At 71.3% G+C, this 21,891-nt stretch carries 17 protein-coding genes; 6 read left to right on the top strand and 11 right to left on the bottom strand.

What is annotated here, in order from left to right:
• Window positions 1–30: 30 nt before the first annotated feature.
• The 4 genes from ACWGKT_RS04375 to ACWGKT_RS04360 form a co-directional block, all read right to left on the bottom strand.
• Window positions 31–714, bottom strand: a complete 684-nt coding sequence (locus tag ACWGKT_RS04375) for a helix-turn-helix transcriptional regulator (protein WP_356146037.1) — start codon at window positions 712–714, stop codon at window positions 31–33.
• 275 nt (window positions 715–989) lie between these two features.
• Entirely contained in the window at window positions 990–2,870 is a 1,881-nt protein-coding gene (locus ACWGKT_RS04370) for an outer membrane protein assembly factor BamB family protein (protein WP_453272420.1), read from the bottom strand.
• A gap of 124 nt (window positions 2,871–2,994) precedes the next feature.
• A complete protein-coding gene (locus tag ACWGKT_RS04365; RefSeq protein ID WP_453272419.1) occupies window positions 2,995–4,803 on the bottom strand; it encodes an outer membrane protein assembly factor BamB family protein in 1,809 nt (602 codons plus the stop codon).
• 234 nt (window positions 4,804–5,037) lie between these two features.
• Window positions 5,038–6,846: an ABC-F family ATP-binding cassette domain-containing protein gene (locus ACWGKT_RS04360; protein ID WP_453272418.1), complete on the bottom strand. Its 1,809-nt coding sequence runs from the start codon at window positions 6,844–6,846 to the stop codon at window positions 5,038–5,040.
• Window positions 6,847–7,005: 159 nt separating this feature from the next.
• Here ACWGKT_RS04360 and ACWGKT_RS04355 point away from each other — a divergent pair, with 159 nt between their 5' ends.
• Window positions 7,006–7,623, top strand: coding sequence for a Uma2 family endonuclease (locus tag ACWGKT_RS04355; protein WP_453272417.1), 618 nt, complete (start codon window positions 7,006–7,008; stop codon window positions 7,621–7,623).
• Window positions 7,624–7,626: 3 nt separating this feature from the next.
• On the opposite strand, the gene ACWGKT_RS04350 is transcribed toward ACWGKT_RS04355, so the two are convergent.
• The 6 genes from ACWGKT_RS04350 to rsmI all read right to left on the bottom strand — a co-directional run bounded on the left by ACWGKT_RS04350 (window position 7,627) and on the right by rsmI (window position 13,905).
• On the bottom strand, window positions 7,627–8,520 hold the full coding sequence (locus tag ACWGKT_RS04350) for a 4-(cytidine 5'-diphospho)-2-C-methyl-D-erythritol kinase (protein WP_453272416.1): 894 nt from the start codon (window positions 8,518–8,520) through the stop codon (window positions 7,627–7,629).
• A complete protein-coding gene (gene rsmA, locus ACWGKT_RS04345; protein WP_453272415.1) occupies window positions 8,517–9,386 on the bottom strand; it encodes a 16S rRNA (adenine(1518)-N(6)/adenine(1519)-N(6))-dimethyltransferase RsmA in 870 nt (289 codons plus the stop codon). The genes ACWGKT_RS04350 and rsmA overlap by 4 nt, the downstream gene beginning before the upstream one ends.
• A gap of 50 nt (window positions 9,387–9,436) precedes the next feature.
• Window positions 9,437–10,864, bottom strand: a complete 1,428-nt coding sequence (locus ACWGKT_RS04340; protein ID WP_453272414.1) for a ubiquitin-like domain-containing protein — start codon at window positions 10,862–10,864, stop codon at window positions 9,437–9,439.
• 157 nt (window positions 10,865–11,021) lie between these two features.
• A complete protein-coding gene (locus ACWGKT_RS04335; RefSeq protein WP_235458924.1) occupies window positions 11,022–11,900 on the bottom strand; it encodes a TatD family hydrolase in 879 nt (292 codons plus the stop codon).
• A 47-nt stretch (window positions 11,901–11,947) separates the two neighbouring features.
• Entirely contained in the window at window positions 11,948–12,361 is a 414-nt protein-coding gene (locus ACWGKT_RS04330; protein WP_453272413.1) for a hypothetical protein, read from the bottom strand.
• Between the two features lie 686 nt (window positions 12,362–13,047).
• Window positions 13,048–13,905, bottom strand: coding sequence for a 16S rRNA (cytidine(1402)-2'-O)-methyltransferase (gene rsmI / locus ACWGKT_RS04325; protein WP_356146010.1), 858 nt, complete (start codon window positions 13,903–13,905; stop codon window positions 13,048–13,050).
• A 180-nt stretch (window positions 13,906–14,085) separates the two neighbouring features.
• Here rsmI and ACWGKT_RS04320 point away from each other — a divergent pair, with 180 nt between their 5' ends.
• The 4 genes from ACWGKT_RS04320 (at window position 14,086) to ACWGKT_RS04305 (ending at window position 20,260) form a co-directional block, all read left to right on the top strand.
• Window positions 14,086–15,825 carry a dolichyl-phosphate-mannose--protein mannosyltransferase gene (locus ACWGKT_RS04320; protein WP_453272412.1) on the top strand — a complete coding sequence of 580 codons (1,740 nt, stop codon included), beginning with the start codon at window positions 14,086–14,088 and terminating at the stop codon, window positions 15,823–15,825.
• Window positions 15,826–16,005: 180 nt separating this feature from the next.
• On the top strand, window positions 16,006–16,665 hold the full coding sequence (locus tag ACWGKT_RS04315; RefSeq protein ID WP_453272411.1) for an NADPH-dependent FMN reductase: 660 nt from the start codon (window positions 16,006–16,008) through the stop codon (window positions 16,663–16,665).
• 193 nt (window positions 16,666–16,858) lie between these two features.
• Complete coding sequence (locus ACWGKT_RS04310; RefSeq protein WP_453272410.1) at window positions 16,859–18,481, top strand: penicillin-binding transpeptidase domain-containing protein; 1,623 nt, start codon at window positions 16,859–16,861, stop codon at window positions 18,479–18,481.
• 114 nt (window positions 18,482–18,595) lie between these two features.
• Entirely contained in the window at window positions 18,596–20,260 is a 1,665-nt protein-coding gene (locus tag ACWGKT_RS04305; RefSeq protein ID WP_453272409.1) for a penicillin-binding transpeptidase domain-containing protein, read from the top strand.
• 41 nt (window positions 20,261–20,301) lie between these two features.
• On the opposite strand, the gene ACWGKT_RS04300 is transcribed toward ACWGKT_RS04305, so the two are convergent.
• Window positions 20,302–20,664, bottom strand: coding sequence for an SsgA family sporulation/cell division regulator (locus ACWGKT_RS04300; protein WP_356145993.1), 363 nt, complete (start codon window positions 20,662–20,664; stop codon window positions 20,302–20,304).
• A 177-nt stretch (window positions 20,665–20,841) separates the two neighbouring features.
• Here ACWGKT_RS04300 and ACWGKT_RS04295 point away from each other — a divergent pair, with 177 nt between their 5' ends.
• On the top strand, window positions 20,842–21,891 hold the full coding sequence (locus tag ACWGKT_RS04295; protein ID WP_453272408.1) for an energy-coupling factor ABC transporter permease: 1,050 nt from the start codon (window positions 20,842–20,844) through the stop codon (window positions 21,889–21,891).

The following is a 21,891-nucleotide window of genomic DNA, read 5'->3' as shown; positions in this document are numbered from 1 at the left end:
TCCGGGCCCCTGTGGACGGCGGACGCGCGCCTAAGAGTCCCCGTGCGGCGCCGCCGAGTTCGGCAACGGGCCCGCGCGGTCCAGCAGACCCGTGCGGGCCGCCAGGGCCGCCGCCTCCAGCCGGGAGCCGACGCCGAGCTTCATCAGAACGCGCTGGACGTGGGTGCGGGCGGTGGAGGGGGCGATACCCATGCCCGCGGCGATCAGCCGGGTGTCCTCACCGTCGGCGACCCGGACCAGGACCTCCACCTCGCGCGGAGTGAGCATCTGGAGCAGGCGCTGGCCCTCGTCGTCGGGCTGCGCCGCCGGGTTGAGGAGTTCACTGAACGCGCCCTGCAGGAGCTGCGGCGCCACGGCCGCCTCGCCCGCCCGCGCCTTCATGATCGCCCGCTCGACGCCTTCTATGCGCTCGTCGTGCCGTACGTAGCCCGAGGCGCCCGCCGCGAACGCGGCCGCGATCCCGCGCGGCGACGGCACCGGACCCAGCACCAGGACCGCGACCTGCGGACGCTCCCGCTTGATCCGCACCACCGGGTCGAAGACCCCCGGCTCGGCCGGCGCCGCCGTCCCCAGCAGGCACACCTCGGGGGCCCGCGTGATCACCAACTCCGCCGCGCCCGCGGCCGGCGCCGCCGCCGCGAGCACCCGATGCCCGCGCAGCTTGAGCGCCGATGCCAGCGCCTCGGCGAGCAATCGGTGGTCGTCGACCACCATGAGCCGCACTCCCACAGAGCAACCCCCCAGTCCCCCCAATGGATGCCCCACTATGGATGCCCACTGGTACTCATGGACAGAGGGCCCCCCGGCACCTCGTCCTTCATGCCCCCGGAAGCTACACGCTTGTTCGACGTTGCGCTGCCCCTACTGATGAGAAGTGCCCCGGATCGACGGAATTTCTGGCATTGCTCGCATTCGAGGGTGATGAGCGGTACGCGTACGGCCCCGCCCCTGACCAGGGACGGGGCCGTCGGCCACCAGGGGGCGCGCGCTCAGCCGCCCGCGCCGAATGCCACCACCAGGTACTCCTTGCCGTACGTGGAGTCCGACTTGTGGGCGAAGACGGCCGACATGTACAGGTGCCCCTCCGAGTAGAGGATCTCCGCGTAGTCCGGCAGCATGCTCGTCTCCGCGTCCCGCTCCTTCTCGGTGGCCGGGTTCTGCAGCAGCTCGGTCTCCTTGAAGGAGCCGCCGGCGATGCTGACGATCTGGCCACCCTTGTCGTACGGCGGACGCTTGTACGCGATCAGGTTGCCGCCGTCCATGCGCAGCGGGGAGATCGTGTAGCCGTCGCCGGCGTCGGCCCGCTGGCCGGTCTGCTTGCCGGTGCCCAGGTCGAAGGCGACGATCTCGTTGGTCTTGCTGTAGTCGCCGGTGCCGTCGTGCTCCTCGGTCGGCACGTACAGCTTGTCGTTGCCGACCACGATCTGCTTGCAGAACTCGATGCGGGAGATGCCGTCGCAGCGCCCGCCGTACGAGTCGCCCGGCGCAGAGATCCGGGTGCGCAGCTTTCCGGTCTTGTTGTCGATGGAGAAGTAGTCCGAGATGCCGCTGCCGTCGCCCGCGCTGTCGCCGACGTCGGCGGCCACCACCAGCGGGTCCGTCGAGACGATGCTGGCGTACTCGATGCCCGCGGACATCTTGTACTCGGAGATCACCTTCCCGGACTTCGGGTCGATGTTCTGGACGTGCAGCTGCCGGTTGTCGTACTCGCCGCACTTGCGCAGCGCCACCAGCTTCGCGCCGCCGCCGTAACCCGCGTCGTAGCAGCTGTCGGTCTGCTTCGGCTTCCACAGCGGCTTGCCGGAGTCGATGTCGAAGGCCGCGCCGCCGTTGGTGCTGCCCACGGCGACGGTGTGCTGGGCGACCGTCACATTCTCGAAGTTGATCGGGTAGTCACCGGAGTCGACCGGCTTCGACCACAGCTTCTTGCCCGCGGCCAGGTCGATCGCGGCGACCTGGGTGCAACCCGCGGAGGAGCTCTTCGCGGGCATCTTGGGCTGGTAGACGATCGCCGTCCGGTCGTCCTCGGTCACGTGGTCGGTCACCGCGCACACCGGGCCGGCCAGCTTGATCGTCCACAGCTTCGAGCCCTTGTCGGGGTCGTAGCCCACGATCTCGGCGATGCCGGTCTTGGCGTACACCTTGTCGGTGAGCCACGAACCCGAGGTGACGACCGTGTCGTTCGCCTTCGGCAGCGGGACCTGGAAGAGGAGCTTGGAGGCGGTGTCGGCGGGCACGTTCTCCTTGCCGCCGGTCGTGCCGCCGTTCGCGCCGCCCGTGCCGGCCGTACCGCCGCTGGAGCTCGCGGTCTCGTGCTTCTTGTTCTTGCCGTCGTCGCCGGACGAACTCGCGTACCAGAAGCCGCCGGCGGCGATCAGGGCGATCGCCACGAGCGCCGAGACGATGATGACGAGCGAGGTGTTGGACTTGCCTCCGCCACTGCCCGGCGGGCCGGCCTGCGGCTGCATCGGCATGGTGGGCTGGCCCGGGTAGCCGTAACCGGGCTGGCCGTACGCGGTGGGCTGCTGGCCGTAGGCGTTCGGCTGTCCGTAGGCGTTCGGCTGGGCGTACGGGTTCGGCTGCTGGCCGGGGTAGCCGTAGCCCGGGGGCGGCGTCTGTCCGGCCTGCGGGGCCGGGGGGCCCTGCGGGTAGCCGTAGCCGGGCGGCGGCGGCGGGGGCGTCTGCGGGGCCTGCTGTGGGTAGCCGTACCCGGGCTGGGGCGCCTTCTGGAGGTCCGGCGGGGTCTGCGGGGCCGGAGGGGTGTTCTGGGGCGCCTGAGGCGCCGGAGCGGCCGCGGGCGGCTGGTCCTGGGGCGGGCCGAAACCGCCCTGCTGCGGGGGCTGGTTGGGCGGCGGAGGCGGCTGGGTCATGGCAGGTAAACCTCGGAAGTGACGCAAGGGACGACGAAGGCGGCGCTGGTGGCGCGGGTGGCGCTGGTGGCGAAGCCGCCGGGAAGGCGACGGGAGGGCGACGGAGTCACCGGAGAAGGGGGGATCACTTGCCGAAGGCAAGCATCAGCTTCTCCTTGTCGTCGTCGTTGCCGGACAGCCGGGTGGAGGAGATGTAGAAGCGTCCGCCGACCCAGTCGACGGCACCGTCGTAGAAGGTGTCCTCGATCTCCGCGGTGCTCGCGGGGTTCTGCAGCAGCTTCGTCGGCTTGTGGGCGCTGCCGGTGGTCGGGATGGACACGATCTCGCCGCCCGCGTCGTACGACGGATGGACGTACGCGACGAGTTGGCCGCCTTCCACCCTCACCGGCGTCATCGACTCGTCCGCCGGGGACTTCACTCGCCACTTCTCCTTGCCGTTGGCCAGGTTGATCGCGACGATCTCGTTGGCGCCGGTGGTGGCGTCGGTGGGCAGGTAGAGGGTGTCCGCGTCGACGGCGACGCCCTGGCAGCCCTGCAGGTCGCGTTCGAGGATCGCCCAGCCGCACTGGGGGGCGAAGTGTTCGTCGACGCCGACCTCCGAGCGGAACTTGCCGCCCGGGGTGAAGGTGGAGATGTTCCAGGCCTTCTTGTCCTCGTTGGTCAGGTAGACCACGAGCGGGTCGAGCGAGTAGGTCCGGGCGACCCGCCAGCCCTTCTTCACCGGCTGGGTCCACTTGGCCCTGCCGGTGGTCGGGTCGAGTTCCTGGATCTCGTCGTGCTCGTTGCTGCCGGAGGCGTCGCAGGAGGCCACGGAGATCAGCCGGTCGGGGCCACCCGCGAACGCGGTCGGGAAGCAGTTGGTGCCGTACTTCTTCTTGTCGAACAGCTTGCGGCCGCTGGCGAGGTCGTACGCCGTGCCCGACTGCGAGCGGCCCACCATCAGGGTCTTGCCGCTGATGGTCAGCTCGATGCTGATGGCGCTGTCGAACAGCGCGCCGTCGGCGACCTCGCCGCTCCAGCCCTTCGCGCCGGAGTCGAGGTTGACCACCTGGAGCTTGTTGCACTTGGCGCGGTCGCTGGTACCGCTCATGTACGCCACGACGACCTTGTTGTCGGCCGACTTCTCCGGAGTGACCGCGCAGATCTTCGTCGGGAAGGTGATCGGGGCCCAGGCGGGGTCGCCGCTGCCCACGCGGTACCCGAAGACCTGCTTGTACGCCGCCTTGACCGCCGTCTTGTCCGTGATCCACATGCCGGGCGCGTCGGCGCCGGAACCGGGCGCGTCCGGTGCCGACTTGTACCAGAGCACCTTCGACTCGCCGGGCTTGCGGCCCTCGTTGAGGTTGTCCGGGTCCGCACCGCCGTCGCCGCTGCCGTCGCCGGGGTTGACCGGACTGTCGGAGGCGGAGGGCTTGGGGTCGTCGCTCTTGCCGGCCACCGGCTTCTTCTGGCCGTCGTCGTCACCGCCACGGGCCACGTAGAAGCCGACGCCGACGACCAGCAGCGCCGCCACCGCCGCCGCGGTGATCACCGCGGGCTTCCCCGTGAACGGGCTCTTGGGGCCACCGGGCGGCGTGCCGGGCGCGCCGGGGAACTGCGGCTGCTGCGGATAGCCGTAACCGGGCTGCTGTCCGTACGGGCCCGGCTGCTGCGGCTGCCCGTACGGGCCGGGCGCGGCGTAGGGACCGGGCTGCGCGTAGGGGCCGGGCTGCTGCTGCGGGTAGCCGTAGCCGGGCTGGGGCTGCTGCGGAGCCGGAGGGGTCGGGGGAGCCTGGGGCGGCTGGGCCGGCGCAGGGGGCGTGCCCTGCGGGGCGCCGAAACCTCCCTGCGCGGGCGGCGTCTGCGGAGCGCCGAAGCCGCCGTCCTGTGCCGGCCGGTCCTGCGGCGCTCCGAAACCACCTTGCTGCGGTGGCTGGTTGGGCGGCTGGGACATCAGCGCTCTTCCCCCTCGTTCACTGATTTTTAGCCACGCCCTGAGGTTCGTGATGGACCCAAGGTCGTACTCAGAAAGTTCTCAGACGGCCCTTTGTATCACTCGGTACTGACAGCGCACGGGACCGTGCCCTCCCCTGTTCCCAAGGGAGAACCGGCCCGTGATGTCCCTGTTATGCGCCTTCACGCCCCCTTCACCCGGCGCACGCGCCCCCTGCGCGGGAGGAATGAAAGGTCAGGCGTCCTCCGCCAGTTCCAGCCACCGCATTTCCAGTTCCTCCCGCTCCGCGGCCAAGTCCCGCAGCTCGGAGTCGAGTTCGGCGACCTTCGCGAAGTCCGTTGCGTTCTCGGCGATTTGGGCGTGCAGCTTGGCCTCCTTCTCGGAGACCTTGTCCAGCTGACGCTCGATCCGCTGCAGTTCCTTCTTGGCGGCACGCTGGTCGGCGGCGTTCTTCTCCGAAGCGGTGGCCTTGGGTGCCGCGGCGGCGGCCGAGACGGCGACCGCCTCCTCCATCCGCTGCCGCCGCTCCAGGTACTCGTCGATGCCGCGCGGCAGCATCCGCAGAGTGGCGTCGCCGAGGAGGGCGAAGACCCGGTCGGTGGTGCGCTCGACGAAGAACCGGTCGTGGGAGATGACGATCATCGAGCCGGGCCAGCCGTCGAGGACGTCCTCCAGCTGGGTGAGCGTCTCGATGTCGAGGTCGTTGGTGGGCTCGTCGAGGAAGAGGACGTTGGGCTCGTCCATCAGCAGCCGCAGCAGCTGCAGCCGCCTGCGCTCACCACCGGACAGGTCCCCCACCGGCGTCCACTGCTTCTCCTTGTTGAAGCCGAACGTCTCGCACAGCTGCCCGGCGGTCATCTCGCGCCCCTTGCCGAGGTCGACGCGCTCGCGCACCTGCTGCACGGCCTCCAGCACCCGCAAGGCCGGGTCGAGTTCGGCGACCTCCTGGGACAGGTAGGCGAGCTTGACGGTCTTGCCGACGGCGATCCGGCCGCCCGCCGGCTGCGTCTCCCCCTCGGTGCGCGCCGCCTCGGCCATGGCGCGCAGCAGCGAGGTCTTGCCCGCGCCGTTGACGCCGACCAGGCCGATACGGTCGCCGGGGCCGAGCTGCCAGGTGACGTGCTTGAGCAGCATCTTGGGCCCGGCCGAGACGCTCACGTTCTCCAGGTCGAAGACGGTCTTGCCGAGCCGGGAGGAGGCGAACTTCATCAGCTCGCTGGTGTCGCGCGGCGGCGGCACGTCCTTGATCAGCTCGTTGGCGGCCTCGACGCGGAAGCGCGGCTTGGAGGTACGGGCGGGCGCGCCGCGCCGCAGCCAGGCCAGCTCCTTCCTGACGAGGTTCTGCCGCTTGGTCTCCTCGGTGGCGGCGATGCGCTCGCGCTCGGCGCGGGCGAAGACGTAGTCGGAGTAGCCGCCCTCGTACTCGTACACCGCCCCGCGCTGCACGTCCCACATGCGCGTGGACACCTGGTCCAGGAACCACCGGTCGTGCGTCACGCAGACCAGCGCGGAGCGCCGGTTCCGCAGGTGCCGGGCCAGCCAGGAGATGCCCTCGACGTCGAGGTGGTTGGTGGGCTCGTCGAGGACGACCAGGTCCTGTTCGTCGATGAGCAGCTTGGCGAGCGCGATCCGCCGCCGCTCACCACCGGACAGCGGCCCGATGACGGTGTCGAGCCCCTTCGGGAAGCCGGGCAGGTCGAGACCGCCGAACAATCCGGTGAGTACGTCCCTGACCTTCGCGTTGCCCGCCCACTCGTGGTCGGCCATGTCGCCGATGACCTCGTGCCGGACGGTGGCCGTCGGGTCGAGGGAGTCGTGCTGGGTGAGCACGCCGAGTCGCAGCCCGCCGGACTGCGTGACCCTTCCGGTGTCGGGCTCCTCCAGCTTGGCCAGCATCCGGATGAGGGTGGTCTTTCCGTCGCCGTTGCGTCCGACGACCCCGATCCGGTCCCCTTCCGACACGCCGAGCGAGACACCGTCCAGCAGGGCACGGGTGCCGTACACCTTGCTGACGTTCTCGACATTGACCAGGTTGACGGCCATTTCACTCCTGCGCAGGGGGGTCGGTCAGCCTTCTAGCCTAGGGCCTGCGGGGGTGGGGGCGGGGCGCGAGGGGGTGGTCACTCTTTGTGATGACGTGATCGTTGATCGGCCGCTACGGTGGAAGAGCAGGCTGCAGGATTCCGTTCCATGGGAGGAACCATGACTGCCGAGCCGATCTCCGAGGCTGCGGAGCCCGTCGCCGAGCCGACGCCGCGGTGGCCGGTGCCTCCGGCGGACGGTTGGAGTGTGGACGACCTGTTCACCCTGCCCGACCTCCCGCCGCACACCGAATTGATCGACGGGAGCCTGGTCTTCGTGAGCCCGCAGCGTCGTTTCCATGCCAATGTGATCGACCTGCTGGTCACCGGCCTGCGTCAGGACCTGCCGAGCGAGTTCAGAGTCAGTCGGGAGATGACCGTCGTCCTCGACAAGCGCAATGGTCCCGAGCCGGATGTCAGCTTGGTCCTTTCCGAAGCCGTCTCCGGTCCGGGCCAGACCAGCTTTGAAGCCAAGGACGTGGTCCTGGCCATTGAGGTCGTGTCCCCCGAGTCGGAGTCTCGGGACCGCACGACCAAGCCGCACAAATACGCCCGCGCCGGCATCGAGAATTTCTGGCGCGTCGAGGAGAACGGCAGCGCCGGAAGGCCCGTCGTCCACGTCTACGAACTCGACCCTGTCACCCAGACTTACGTCCACTCAGGCATGCACCGCGACCATGTCAAAGTCGACAAGCCCTACCCCATCGACATCGACCTGACCGCCATCGACGCCCTCTGACCGTCAGACCACCGTCGCCCCAGCCACCGGCCCCGCCGCCACCCGCACCGACCTGCACGTGCCGGGCGTCCGCAGCGCCGCCGCCACCTTCTCCGCCGACTCGGCATCACGCGCAAGGAACGCCGTCGTCGGCCCCGACCCGGAGACCAACGTGGCAAGCGCACCGGCCCCGCGTCCCGCCTCCAGCGGGTCGGCCAGTTCCGGGAAGAGGGACAGCGCGGCGGGCTGAAGGTCATTGGAGACGGCCGCCGCCAGCGCGTCCGGGTCGCCCTTGGCGAGCGCCTCAAGGAGGTCCGGCGATGCCACCGGCTCCGGAATGTCCCGCCCCTGCGCGAGCCGGTCGAACTCACGGAAGACCGCCGGGGTCGACAGCCCCCGCTCGGCCATCGCGAACACCCAGTGGAAGGTCCCGCCGACCTCCAGAGCCGTCAACTGCTCCCCGCGCCCGGTGCCCAGGGCCGCCCCGCCCACCAGACCGAAGGGCACGTCGCTGCCCAACTCGGCGCAGATGGCGAGGAGTTCGGCACGCGAGGCGCCTGTACCCCACAGCCGGTCGCAGGCGAGCAGCGCGCCCGCGCCGTCCGCGCTGCCGCCCGCCATGCCGCCGGCGACCGGGATGTCCTTGGCGATGTGGATGTGCACCGCGGGCTCGATGCCCCGGCGCTCGGCGAGGGCGAGGGCCGCGCGCGCCGCGAGGTTCGTACGGTCCAGCGGGACCTGCGCGGCGTCCGGCCCCTCGCAGGTGACGCGCAGCTCGTCCGCCGGCGTCACGGTGACCTCGTCGTACAGGCCGACCGCGAGGAAGACGTTGGCCAGGTCGTGGAACCCGTCCGGCCGCGCGGCACCCACGGCGAGCTGGACGTTGACCTTGGCCGGGACCCGTACCGTGACGCTCACTTGCCAGACTCCCTGTGCTCGGCGATCCGGGCGAACTCCTCCACCGTCAGTGACTCCCCGCGCGCCTGCGGCGAGACGCCGGCGGCGACGAGGGCCGCCTCGGCGGCCGCGGCCGATCCGGCCCAGCCGGCGAGCGCCGCGCGCAGCGTCTTGCGGCGCTGGGCGAACGCCGCGTCGACCACCGCGAAGACCTCCCGCCTGGCGGCCGTGGTCTTGATCGGCTCGGCCCGCCGGACGAGGGAGACGAGCCCGCTGTCGACGTTCGGCGCGGGCCAGAAGACGTTGCGGCCGATGGCACCGGCCCGCTTCACGTCGGCGTACCAGTTCGCCTTGACCGAGGGCACGCCGTACACCTTGGAGCCGGGCGGGGCGGCGAGCCGGTCGGCGACCTCGGCCTGCACCATCACCAGCGTCCGCTCGATGCTCGGGAAGGTGTCGAGCATGTGCAGCAGCACCGGTACGGCCACGTTGTAGGGCAGGTTCGCGACCAGCGCGGTCGGTGCGGGGCCGGGCAGCTCGGCGACGTGCATCGCGTCGGAGTGCACCAGCGCGAACCGGTCGGCGCGCTGCGGCATGCGGGCGGCCACCGTCGCGGGCAGCGCACCGGCCAGCACGTCGTCGATCTCGACGGCGGTGACCCGGTCGGCGGCCTCCAGCAGCGCGAGGGTGAGGGAGCCGAGCCCCGGGCCGACCTCGACGACCACGTCGTCGGGGCGGACCTCTGCGGTGCGGACGATGCGGCGGACCGTGTTGGCGTCGATCACGAAGTTCTGGCCGCGCTGCTTGGTGGGACGCACGCCCAGCGCTGCCGCGAGTTCGCGGATGTCGGCGGGGCCCAGGAGGGCGTCGGGGGTGGGGCTGCTCACGGGACAAGGGTACGGGGCCATGACGGGCCCCCTCGTCCGGCGCCCGGCGCTCACCCCTGCAGACGGTCCCCGCAGTGCGGCCAGGGGCTCGCGCCCCGCCGCAGGTACAGCTTCTTCGCCCGGTAGGTCTGCTCGGTCGCGGGCGCGTCCTGCGGGCGCCCGCGGCCGCCGAGGCTGTGCCAGGTGTGCGCGTCGAACTGGTACAGGCCCCCGTACGTCCCCGACGCGTCCACCGCGTGGGGTCGCGCGCCGGACTCGCAGACCGCGAGGCCGTGCCAGTCCAGGTGATCGGCGCCCTTCGTCGAGTCGGGGTGCGGTTTCGTACCCACCTGCACCAGCTGCGTCCGCGGCTGCCGCACCACCTCGGACGTCTCCCGGCGCGGCTTCTGCCGGACGCCGTTGACGGACCGCATGAGGTAAGTGACCCGTCGCAGGCCCGGCTGCCCGGGCCGCTCGACGACCTCCGTGCCCCGGAACAGCGTGGGGTCCTCGGTCCGCGCCACGGCGAAGGGGATCAGCTCCTCGCGGACCTCCTTCTTGCCGACCACCCGCAGCACGGTGACCGCCTGTCCGTCGCGCGGGAAGCTGGCGGGCGAGACGGAGGTGGTGTCCTGGCCGTGCAGGGTGATCCCGGCCTCCTCGATCGCCTCGCCGACGGTGGCCGCGTTGGTGCGGATGGTGCGGGACCGGCCGTCCGCCATGATCGTGACGGCGCGTTCGGTGCGTACGTCGAGCGCGAGACCGGCGCGTCCGATGGGCAGGGAGCGCGAGGTCGACAGGTAGGCGCCCTCGGCCCGCACCCCCCACTGCTGGAGGGCCTCGTCCACGGTGCGCGCCGTAGTCCACACCTCGCGCCGGTGACCGTCGAGGGTGAGCCGGACGGGGCGGCCGTGGTGCACCGCGACCTCGTCGCCGCTGGCGAGGGCCGCACCGGGGGCGGGCGCGACCACGTCGTGCGCGCCGACCTTCAGGCCTTCCTCGGTGAGCAGCTCGGTCACGTCGTCGGCGAAGGTGTGCAGGGTACGCGGCTTCCCGTCGACGCTCAGCTCGATCGCCTTGTCCTTGGCGACGAACGCGGTGGTGCCGCCGGCGAGGAAGGCGACGACGAGCGCCTGCGGCAGCAGGCGGCGCACGGCGCTCTCCGGGCGCTCACCGAACCGCGCCCTGCGCCGACGCCCGGCACGCCTGCCGAGGCCGGAGCGCGCACCGGGCGCCCACGCCGCGCCCTCGGGCTCGCCGCCCGCCTGACGTGGCAGCACCGGTTCGGGGGCCGTGCGCCGACGCGTCTCGTAGGCGGGGCGGTACGTGTCGTCGTGCTCCGTCGGCCGGTTCACCCCGTACGGCACCGTGTCCGCGGTGTGCACGTCGTGGGGGACGCGGTGGGCGCCGTACGCCGGTAGTGGCGGTTCGGGCACCCAGCCCCAGCTCGGGCCGTGCGTTCCGTACATCTCGTACGTCTCGTACTGCGAGTTGCTCACGCCGACACGCTCCAGAGAGCCAGAGGGGTCCGGATCGGGCCACCAGAACCTAGCGGAGCGTCCGTCACTCTCCAAAGCGGCACGACTACGCACCGTCGCGACCAGCTGCAGGCCAGGCCCGTGTGAGCGTCATCCATCAGTTACGGATCGAACACGTTCAGTAATCGAAGGCGCGGGCCGTGTTCGCCCCCAGGGCCGTGGCCAGCGCGTCCTCGTCGATGCCGCGCACGGCGGCCATCGCGCGCACCGTGACCGGAATGAGATACGGGGCGTTGGGCCGTCCGCGGTAGGGCGCCGGGGTGAGGAAGGGCGCGTCGGTCTCCACGAGGACCAGTTCCAGCGGGGCGACGACCAGGGCGTCGCGCAGGTTCTGGGCGTTCTTGAAGGTGACGTTGCCGGCGAAGGACATGTAGTAGCCCTCGCGGGCGCACACCTCGGCCATCTCGGCGTCTCCCGAGTAGCAGTGGAAGACGGTGCGCTCGGGGGCGCCCTCCTCCTTGAGCACGCGCAGCACGTCGGCGTGGGCGTCGCGGTCGTGGATGACCAGGGCCTTGCCGTGCCGCTTGGCGATCTCGATGTGCCCGCGGAAGGACCTCTCCTGGGCGGCCTTGCCCTCGGGTCCGGTGCGGAAGTAGTCGAGCCCGGTCTCGCCGACGCCCTTCACCTGGGGCAGCCCGGCCAGCCTGTCCATCTCGGCCAGGGCCTCGTCGAGGGCCGCGTCGCCGCCCGGCTCGCGGGCGCCCTGCCGCGACCAGCCGTCGGGGTCTCCGTGGACGATGCGCGGGGCCTCGTTGGGGTGCAGGGCGACGGTCGCGTGGACGCTGTCGTACGCCGCCGCGGTCTCGGCGGCCCACCGTGAGCCCTTGATGTCGCAGCCGACCTGGACGACGGTCGTCACTCCCACCGACGCGGCCTTCGCGAGGCCTTCCTCCACCGTGCCGGACTGCATGTCGAGGTGGGTGTGGGAGTCGGCGACCGGCACCCGGAGGGGCTCCGGGAGGGGCGGTGCCGCGTTCTTGTCGGCGTTCGAAGGCATGCCCCGATCCTACGAAAGGAGGATGCCCGCGAACGCCGGCGATCCGCTCAGCTCGCCCTGCGGTGGAACGGATGCAGGAGATCGGACAGATGCCAGTGGTGATGTCCCTTGGCCCGCGCCGGTGCCTCCGTCGCCTCCGACCCCTCGGCCGGTGCGGTCTGCGGCGCCGGGCCGTGCTGCCGTCGCGCCGCGCTGAGCACCGACGAGACCTGCCCCGGCCGCATGATCCGTACGAGGTGGCCGTCGCAGTTGTGGCACTCGGGCCGGCTCAGCGGGGACGGGACGATCTGGCCGTTCGCCACGTATATGACGAACTCCTGGCCGTCGGCGTCCGTGTGGTGCTCTATCTCGTACGACTGCTCCCAGCCGTGCCCGCAGCGCATGCAGGCGAAGGAATAGGACTCGTGAACGACGGCTGTCGCCCCACCGCGGAGGCCGGTCTGCCCTGGGATCTCACTCATGCCAACTGCTCCTCTTGTCCGCTGGACAAGCGCCCCCGGTACGGGGATTCCCCCCGGAATCCCTTTGGGGGCGAGGGACGGGTGCGTCCCTTCGACCAGTGGACGCCTCCACCGGCGCGAATGCATCCGGCCTGTCGAGTGTTGGAGGCGATTTGGACCTTCCTTGCCAAAGCGGCCCCGGGCGCCGGGTCTGGGCTTTGCCTTGCACAACGCCCCTTTGCCCTCCCATGGGGCGTGTGCTCATGGGAGAAGCCTGCTGCTCAGAGGGCAAGTCCAGGGGCCAGGGGCGCGCGCCCGACCGTCACACGCCCCAATCGGACAACAGCGCACACCGGCTCACCGAGCACGGCACGCCACGCCACCCGTTCGCCGTACACATCCGGCGCGCGAGGCCCGGCGCGGGGCGAGAGCCGAGTGCGCCTACTCGCGTCACGCGCGCCTCAGCCGGCTGTACACGACCTGGCTGCGCACGACCGGGCTGCGCGGCTACCCGGCGGCCGCGGCGACCTGGTCGCCAGCGCCTCAGCCACGTGCGACCCGGCCACATGCGACCCGTCCGAGCGCGCCCCGACCACGTGCGCCGCGCCCGAGTCACACGCGACCCGGCCACGCGCGCCCAGGCACATGCGCCCCGGCCGAGCACGCCCCCAGCCACATGCGCCCCGGCGTTCGCGTTCACGAACCGCTCAGCGGCCGGCGTCGCCCGCGTTCTTGGCCGCCACCACCGCGTCGAACACCTCGCGCTTGGGGAGACCGGCCTCCGCGGCCACCGCCGCGATCGCTTCCTTGCGACGCTCCCCCGCCTCCTCGCGCACCCGCACCCGGCGCACGAGTTCCTCGGCGTCGAGCTCCTCGGGACCGCGCTCGGGGGCGCCCTCGACCACGACGGTGATCTCGCCGCGTACGCCCTCGGCCGCCCAGGCCGCCAGCTCGGCGAGCGGTCCGCGGCGTACCTCCTCGTACGTCTTGGTCAGCTCACGGCAGACGGCGGCGCGCCGCTTAGCGCCGAACACCTCGGCCATCGCGGCGAGGGTGTCGTCGAGGCGGTGTGGCGCCTCGAAGTAGACGAGCGTGCGCCGCTCCTCGGCGACCTCGCGCAGCCGGGACAGCCGTTCGCCGGCCTTGCGCGGCAGGAACCCCTCGAAGCAGAACCGGTCGACCGGCAGCCCCGACAGGGCGAGCGCGGTGAGTACGGCGGACGGTCCGGGGACGGCCGTGACATGGACGTCCTTCTCGACGGCCGCGGCGACCAGCCGATAGCCGGGGTCGGACACCGACGGCATCCCGGCGTCCGTGACGAGGAGCACGCGCGCGCCGCCCAGCAGTTCCTCGACCAGCTCGGGCGTCCGGGCGGACTCGTTGCCCTCGAAGTACGACACCACCCGCCCCTTGGGCGTGACGCCCAGCGCCTGCGTCAGCCGACGCAGCCGACGCGTGTCCTCGGCGGCGACCACGTCCGCGCCCTCCAGCTCCCGGGCGAGCCGGGGCGGCGCGTCCGCGATGTCACCGATGGGGGTGCCCGCCAAAACAAGGGTTCCAGTCACCCCCCCATCCTCCCAGGGCCGCGGACACCCGAACGCACCCGCGGCCACGGGCACCGCCCAGGCCACACCCCCGGGCCCCGCCCCACGTCACCGCCCCGTCCTCCCGCCGGAGGCCAACGCACCGCAACCGGTACGGCCCATGCACGGGACTCACACAGAAGGGTTCCCTACGATGGCGCGGTGACCAGTACCGCGTCCTCGACGGACACCCGGCATGGCCTGGCCCCGCACGACGAGCGGCCGACGTGGCAGCAGCGGCTGCGCCGCTTCGGCTACACGGCGGGGCCGAGAGTCGACGTCCGCGACCGGCTCGTGCCGCCGTACACCGAGCCCAGCCCCCGCCTGTGGCTGGCGCTGGGCGTGCCGAAGACGGCGGCCGAGCGGATCACCCGCTGGTCGGGCTGGGGCGGTCCGCTGCTGGTGACGCTGATGGCGGGCCTGATGCGGTTCTGGAACCTGGGCAGCCCGAAGGCGGTGATATTCGACGAGACGTACTACGCCAAGGACGCCTGGGCGCTCGTCCACCGCGGCTTCGAGGTCAACTGGGACAAGAACGCCAACGATCTGATCCTGCAGAAGGCGGGGCACATCGGCATCCCGACGGACGCGGCGTACGTCGTGCACCCGCCCGTCGGCAAGTACGTCATCGGGCTCGGCGAACTGATCTTCGGGTTCAATCCGTTCGGCTGGCGGTTCATGACGGCGCTGCTGGGCACGCTCAGCGTGCTGTTGCTGTGCCGGATCGGGCGCCGTATGTTCCGCTCCACGTTCCTGGGCTGTCTGGCGGGCGCGCTGATGGCGGTGGACGGCCTGCACTTCGTGATGAGCCGGACCTCGCTCCTCGACGGCGTGCTGATGTTCTTCATGCTGGCGGCCTTCGGCTGCCTGGTCATCGACCGGGACAAGTCCAGGGAGCGGCTCGCCGCCGCGCTGCCCACCGACCCGGACGGCCGTGTCCGCCCCGACGCGTACATCGGCGACACCCTCCAACTGGGCTGGCGGCCGTGGCGCTGGGCGGCCGGTCTGCTGCTCGGCCTCGCCATCGGCACCAAGTGGAACGGCCTCTACATCCTGGCCGCGTTCTGCGTGATGGCGCTGCTCTGGGACGTCGGCGCCCGCAAGGTGGCCGGCGCCCGACGCCCGTACACGGCGGTTCTCAAGCACGACACGGGCATCACGTTCGTGGCGACGGTCCCGGTGGCGATCGCCGTGTACCTGACCTCCTGGATCGGCTGGATCCTCTCCCCGACCGACGGCACCGGCGGCTACTTCCGCAACTGGGCGGCCACCGACGGCAAGGGCGGCAGCTGGGCCTTCCTGCCGGACTGGGTGCGCAGCCTGTGGCACTACGAGCACGAGGTGTACAAGTTCCACGTCGGCCTGTCGTCCCCGCACACGTACCAGTCGAACCCGTGGAGCTGGATCGTCCTGGGCCGCCCGGTCTCGTACTTCTACGAGTCCCCCTCCCCCGGCTCGGACGGCTGTCCCGCCGACGCGGGCCAGAAGTGCGCCCGGGAGGTCCTCGCCCTCGGCACGCCGCTGCTGTGGTGGACGGCCTGCGTCGCGATCCTGTACGTCCTGTGGCGCTGGTTCTTCCGCCGCGACTGGCGCGCGGGCGCCATCGCCTGCGGGATCGCGGCCGGCTACCTGCCCTGGTTCCTGTACCAGGAGCGCACGATCTTCCTCTTCTACGCGGTCGTCTTCGTACCGTTCCTCTGCCTGGCGGTCGCCATGCTGATCGGCGCGATCATCGGCCCCCCGGGCTCCACGGACACCCGCCGCGTCATCGGCGCCGCGGGCGCCGGCGTCCTGGTCCTCCTGATCAGCTGGAACTTCATCTACTTCTGGCCGCTGTACACGGGGACGGCGATCCCGATCGACGACTGGCGGTCGCGGATGTGGCTGGATACGTGGGTCTAGCCGGGCAGCCGCCCCCCGAGGACCGAGAGCAGCAGGCGGCCGTCACCCGCCTGCTGCTGTACTACCTCCCCTGACCGACTGGTGAGGGCGGCGTCGGTCGCACGGTGGCCCCGTGCGAATCACACTGGTCTGTGGGGCGCCCCGGCCGGTGGCGCGTAGTTACGACGGAAGGGCGGGACCATGACCCCGGACACGTCTCCCGGACCGTTGCGGTTTCTTGTCTTCGGTGCGGCGCTGCGGGCCGATTCGGCCAACGCGCGCCTCGCTTCTCTCGTGGCCCGGCTCATCTCCGACACCGGTGCCACCGTCGATCTCGCCGCCATGCGCGACTTCGACATGCCCTTGTACGACGGCGACATGGAGACCGCCGAGGGGCTGCCGCCCGGCGCCCTCGCGCTGCGCGAGCGGCTGGAGAGCAGCGACGCCGTCGTCATCTCCTCGCCGGAGTACAACGCCTCCGTGCCGGGCGTGCTGAAGAACGCGATCGACTGGGTCTCCCGCGTCCGGCCGCAGCCGTTCAGGACCAAGCATGCGATGCTCGTCTCGGCATCACCGTCCCTCGTCGGCGGGAACCGTGGGCTGTGGGCCCTGAGGATCCCCCTGGAACACCTGGGCACCCGCGTCTACCCGGACATGTTCAGCCTGCCCGACAGCTATCAGGCCTTCGCCGAGGACGGAACGCTGGCCGACCGGGGCCTGCAGGAACGCCTCACCGAGACCGTGTCGGGATTCCACAGCCTCGTCGAGGCGGACGTCCGCTACGTCTGCCTGGAACGCCGGTGGTACGAGTTCCTCGGCGACCGCACCGAGGCGGCCATCACCCAGCGCGCCGAGGCCTGACGCCGGGACCTCCACGCCGGGATCTTCGCATCGGCGCGGCCGTCTCTGCCGTCACCGTTCCGATCTCCGTTCGGACAACAATCGACAACTCCGGCCCCCGACAGTCATGAAAGCGCATACAGTGCGATCCGCGACCTGCTTTTGAACGCGTTCACAAAGGGCGGCAGGCCTACACGGGGAGAGGGATCGCGCCATGCGCAAGGGGGTCAGGACCGCCGTCGTCGGCGGGGTGTTCGTGGTGATGGTGGGCGGGGCCGGATACGGGGCGTACAACATCCTGTCCGCGCTGCACGACCCGGGGACCGGCGGCGGGGCCGCCGCCGTGAGGACCGGGCCGCCCAGCGGTGACGAGGTGAAGGAGACGACGGGGAAGTTCTTCGCCGCCTGGGAGAAGGGGCAGGCGACGACCGCGGCGTCGTACACGAACAACGCGGCCGAGGCCGGTCCCCTGCTCACGGCGTACGGCACGGACGCGCACATCACCAAGGTGCGCATCACTCCCGGGACGGCGACCGGCACCACCGTGCCCTTCACGGTCGCGGCGACGGTGTCCTACGACGGCAAGTCCGAGCCGCTCGCCTACAAGAGCCGCCTGACCGTGGTGCGCGGCCGGACCACGCATCGCGCGCTCGTCGACTGGCAGCCCTCCGTCGTCCACCCCCAGCTGCGCAAGGGCGACACACTCGTCACCGGCGAGTCCGCGAACCCGCCCGTCGAGGCCGTGGACCGCGACGGGAAAGTGCTGACGAAGGAGCGGTATCCGTCCCTCGGCCCCCTCCTGGACGAGCTGCGCAAGCGGTACGGCGAGAAGGCCGGCGGCACGCCCGGGATCGAGCTGGCGATCCGGCACGAGGCCGCCGAGCAGGCGGACACCTCCCTGCTGACCCTCGTCAAGGGCAAGGCGGGCCGGCTCCCCACGACACTGAGCGCGAGCGCGCAGGCGGCGGCCGAGACGGCGGTGCTCAAGTACGCCGAGTCCTCGGTGGTGGCCGTCAAGCCGAGCACCGGTGAGGTGCTGGCCGTCGCCAACCACCGCGCCGACGGCTTCAACGCGGCCTTCCTCGGCGAGCTCGCCCCCGGCTCCACGATGAAGATCGTCAGCGCCGCGACCCTCATCGACAACGGGATCACCGCGGCCGACCGCCCGGCTCCCTGCCCGCCGACCGCGACCTGGCAGAGCCAGACCTTCAGCAACCTCAAGGGCCTGGCCCCCGACGAGCACGCCACCCTCTCCGACAGCTTCGCCCGCTCCTGCAACACGGCGTTCGTGAAGTTCGCGGACGAGGTGAAGGTGGACTCGCTCACCCGGGAGGCCCAGGAGCGGTTCGGGCTCGGACGGAACGACTGGAAGGTCGGCATCCCCTCCTTCGACGGCAGGGTCCCCGCGTCCGGCGGCCCGGACACCGCCGCCGACCTGATCGGCCAGGGCCAGGTCCAGATGAGTCCGCTGAACATGGCGTCGGTGACGGCGACCGCGATGACGGGCTCCTTCCGGCAGCCGGTCGTCGTCCCGCTGCGCCTGGACGGCCGCGAACCGGCACGCGCGCGTGGCCTGTCGGCGGGTACGGTCCAGCAGCTGCGCGCGATGATGAACCGCACCGCGACCAGCGGCACCGCGGCCGGTGTGATGTCCGGCCTGAGCGGCAGGATCGGCGCGAAGACGGGCTCCGCCGAGGTCGACGGGCAGACCAGGTCCAACAGTTGGTTCACGGGCTACCGCAACGACATCGCCGCGGCCGCCATGACCCAGGACGGCGGACACGGCGTCGACGCGGCCGGGCCGATTGTCGCAGCTGTGCTACGGACAGGCGGCTGACGTCACCCGGACAGGTCGGGACTCTAGGGTGGGGGGCGTCGTTGAAGAGCATGGGGGCTACGAGGGCTACATAGACGACACAGACCCTGGGGAAAACGCGGAGGAACAGAACAGGTGGGCAAGAGAAGGCGTGTCGACGACAGACGGAAGCACCGGCCGGCCGTCATCGGCGGAGTGATCGCCGTCGTGGTCGGCGGCGCCGGTTTCGGCGTCTACGCCCTGTACGGCGGCGGGGCGACGGCCGACGCGCAGTCGTCCTCGGTCGGCCACAAGAAGGTGAAGACCGGCCCGCTGTCCGCGACCGAGGTCCGTACGACCGCCGAGCGCTTCCTCACGGCGTGGCAGCGGGGCCAGGTCGCCCAGGCCGCCGCCGCGACGGACGACGCCACCGCCGCCGCCTCCCAGCTCACCGGCTACACCAAGGACGCCCGCATCAAGGACGTCACGCTCACCCCCGGCGCCCGCAAGGGCGATCAGCTCCCCTTCTCCGTCAAGGCGACGGTGTCCTACGACGGCGTCAGCAAGCCGCTGACGTACGACAGCGCGGTCACCGTCGTCCGCGGCGCCCGTGACGGCAAGCCGGTGGTCGACTGGCACGCCTCGGTCGTCCACCCCGATCTGAAGGACGGCGACAAGCTGGTCACCGGCGAGTCCGGCACCCCGCCGATCAAGGCGCTGGACCGCGCCGGCGCGGAGCTGACGGCCGCCAAGTACCCCTCCCTGGGGACGGTCCTCGACGGGCTGCGCGAGAAGTACGGCAAGAAGGCGGGCGGCAAGGCCGGCGTCGAGCTGCGCGTGGTCCGCGGCAAGAATTCGACGGCGGACAAGCTGTCCGACAAGACGCTCGTGGAGCTGAGCAAGGGCACCCCGGGCACGGTGAGGACGACGCTGAGCCCGACCCTCCAGGCGGCCGCCGAGCGGCAGGTGAGCAAGAAGGCCCGGTCCTCGGTGGTGGTGATGCGCCCCTCGACCGGCGAGATCCTCGCCGTGGCGAACGCCAACCACGGCTTCAACACCGCCTTCCAGGGCTCCCTGGCGCCCGGCTCCACGATGAAGGTCATCACCTCGTCGCTGCTGATCGAGAAGCACCTGGCGTCCGCGGACGAGCCGCACCCCTGCCCCAAGACCGTGAAGTACGGCGGCTGGACCTTCCACAACGACGACGACTTCGAGATCAAGGGCGGCACGTTCAAGGCCAGCTTCGCCCGCTCCTGCAACACCGCCTTCATCAGCCAGGCGAAGGAGCTCCACGACGCCGACCTGACCCGGCAGGCCCAGCAGGTCTTCGGCCTGTCCATGAACAACTGGGCGGTCGGCGTGCCGACCTTCGACGGCGCGGTGCCGGTGCAGTCGGCGGCCCAGATGGCGGCCTCGCTGATCGGCCAGGGCGGGGTGCGGATGAACCCGCTGAACATGGCGTCGGTCGCCTCGACGGTCAAGGAGGGCGTCTTCCACCAGCCCTACCTGGTCTCCCCCTCGGTGGACCATCGCACGACGGCCACCGCGTCCCGCAAGATGTCCGCGTCCACGCTCGCGCAGCTGCGCGATCTGTTGAAGTACACGGCCACGTACGGCACGGCGGCCGAGGCCATGTCCGGTCTCGGCCCCGACTACGGCGCCAAGACGGGCTCGGCGGAGGTCGACGGCCAGAAGAAGCCCAACGGCTGGTTCACCGCGTACCGGGGCGACCTCGCGGCCGCGGGTGTGGTCCAGGCGGGCGGACACGGCGGCGACACGGCGGGGCCGATCGTGGCGGCGCTGCTCAAGCTGGGCGGCTGAGCCGGCGCGCCGGCGGCCCGACGGGCGGCCGATCCGGTACGTCAGCGGGCCACGGGCTCCGCGGCCATGTACGTCCGGCGCAGGAACCTCAGGAGCGCCTTCGACTCGAACTGCACGACGGAGACGCCGTGCGACGAGTGGAGCTCCACGACGGCCTGGACGCGGCCGAGCGGCCACACCCGTACGTCGCCGCTCTCGGCCGGCGCTCTCAGCCCCTGTTCCAGCAGCGCTCGCGAGAACGTCCACTCGTGCGGCTGGTCGTGCGGCCCGGGCAGATCGACCCGCACCGACCGCGGATCATGCTCCGGGTCGTAGCGCAGGACGACCGGCACGGCGTCCGGTTCCTCGCGAATGTCCTCGTCAGTGACTATGTGGGCTCGCGCATACTGTTCGACTACGGACATCGGACAGCCCCTTACGCTGGGTGACCTCTGCGAAAGCTCTGCATCCGCCTCCACTCCAATGTCGCATATATCCCGCAATACGCTCATCGGGTGGGTGCACCTCACGGGTGAGCGAGCCGAAACCGACGACTTACTCGTTCTTGCAAAACGTTCGCAACAAGCCACTAGAATCGGACGGTGCACGTACCTGACGGATTCATCGACGCCCCCACCTCCGCGGTCACCGGAGCGGTCGCCGCCAGCGCCCTCGCCGTGAGCCTGCGCGGCGCGCGACGCGAGCTCGACGAGCGCACCGCCCCGCTGGCCGGTTTGGTGGCGGCGTTCATCTTCGCCGTACAGATGCTCAACTTCCCCGTCGCGGCCGGAACAAGCGGCCATCTTCTCGGCGGCGCCCTCGCCGCGATACTCGTCGGCCCCTACACGGGCGTCCTCTGCGTCTCCGTCGTCCTGCTCATGCAGGGCATCCTCTTCGCGGACGGCGGCCTGACCGCGCTCGGTGTGAACATCACCGACATGGCGATCGTGACGACGGTCGTCTCCTACGCCGTCTTCCGTCTCCTGGTGAAGGTGCTCCCGCGCGGACGGCGCACGGTGACCGCGTCCTCGTTCGCGGCCGCGCTGCTCTCCGTCCCGGCCGCCGCCGTCGCCTTCACCCTCATCTACGCGGTCGGCGGCACCACCGACGTGTCCATCGGCAAGGTCGCCACCGCGATGATCGGCGTCCACGTCCTCATCGGCCTGGGCGAGGCCGCGATCACCGCGCTCACCGTCGGCGCCGTCATCGCCGTACGGCCGGACCTCGTGCACGGCGCCCGCGGGCTCCAGCAGCGGCTGAAGCTCAGGGTGAACGGCGAGCTCGTCGACGCGCCCACGGCCCGGCCGGTCCCCGCCGTGGGCGCCGCCGGCTCGCACCGCAAGCTGTGGACCACCGGCCTGGTCGCCTCCCTCGTGCTCGCCGGGTTCGTCAGCTTCTACGCCTCCGCGAACCCCGACGGCCTGGAGAAGATCGCGCACGACAAGGGCATCGACCGGAAGATGGAGAAGCACGCGTCCTCCGACTCCCCGCTGGCCGGCTACGGCGTGAAGGACGTCTCCGACGCCCGCCTCTCCGGCGGTCTCGCGGGCGTGGTCGGCGTCGGTGTCACGGTCGTCGCGGGCAGCGCGGTGTTCTGGGCGGTGCGCAGGCGCCGTACGCAGGACGTCTCGCCCGTGAGCACGGGCGTCTGA

The sequence above is a fragment of the Streptomyces sp. NPDC054794 genome (assembly GCF_053611585.1).
Note: the sequence above shows the minus strand (reverse complement) of the source record. Positions and strands in the feature narration are given on the sequence as shown.

What these genes read in the sequence shown, in the direction of transcription:
- ACWGKT_RS04310 (WP_453272410.1), top strand. Translation starts at nt 16,859, where the DNA reads ATGCGCAAGGGGGTCAGGACCGCCGTCGTCGGCGGGGTGTTCGTGGTG.
- ACWGKT_RS04375 (WP_356146037.1), bottom strand. Translation starts at nt 714, where the DNA reads ATGGTGGTCGACGACCACCGATTGCTCGCCGAGGCGCTGGCATCGGCG.
- ACWGKT_RS04300 (WP_356145993.1), bottom strand. Translation starts at nt 20,664, where the DNA reads ATGTCCGTAGTCGAACAGTATGCGCGAGCCCACATAGTCACTGACGAG.
- ACWGKT_RS04315 (WP_453272411.1), top strand. Translation starts at nt 16,006, where the DNA reads ATGACCCCGGACACGTCTCCCGGACCGTTGCGGTTTCTTGTCTTCGGT.
- ACWGKT_RS04365 (WP_453272419.1), bottom strand. Translation starts at nt 4,803, where the DNA reads ATGTCCCAGCCGCCCAACCAGCCACCGCAGCAAGGTGGTTTCGGAGCG.
- ACWGKT_RS04330 (WP_453272413.1), bottom strand. Translation starts at nt 12,361, where the DNA reads ATGAGTGAGATCCCAGGGCAGACCGGCCTCCGCGGTGGGGCGACAGCC.
- ACWGKT_RS04370 (WP_453272420.1), bottom strand. Translation starts at nt 2,870, where the DNA reads ATGACCCAGCCGCCTCCGCCGCCCAACCAGCCCCCGCAGCAGGGCGGT.
- ACWGKT_RS04355 (WP_453272417.1), top strand. Translation starts at nt 7,006, where the DNA reads ATGACTGCCGAGCCGATCTCCGAGGCTGCGGAGCCCGTCGCCGAGCCG.
- ACWGKT_RS04335 (WP_235458924.1), bottom strand. Translation starts at nt 11,900, where the DNA reads ATGCCTTCGAACGCCGACAAGAACGCGGCACCGCCCCTCCCGGAGCCC.
- ACWGKT_RS04360 (WP_453272418.1), bottom strand. Translation starts at nt 6,846, where the DNA reads ATGGCCGTCAACCTGGTCAATGTCGAGAACGTCAGCAAGGTGTACGGC.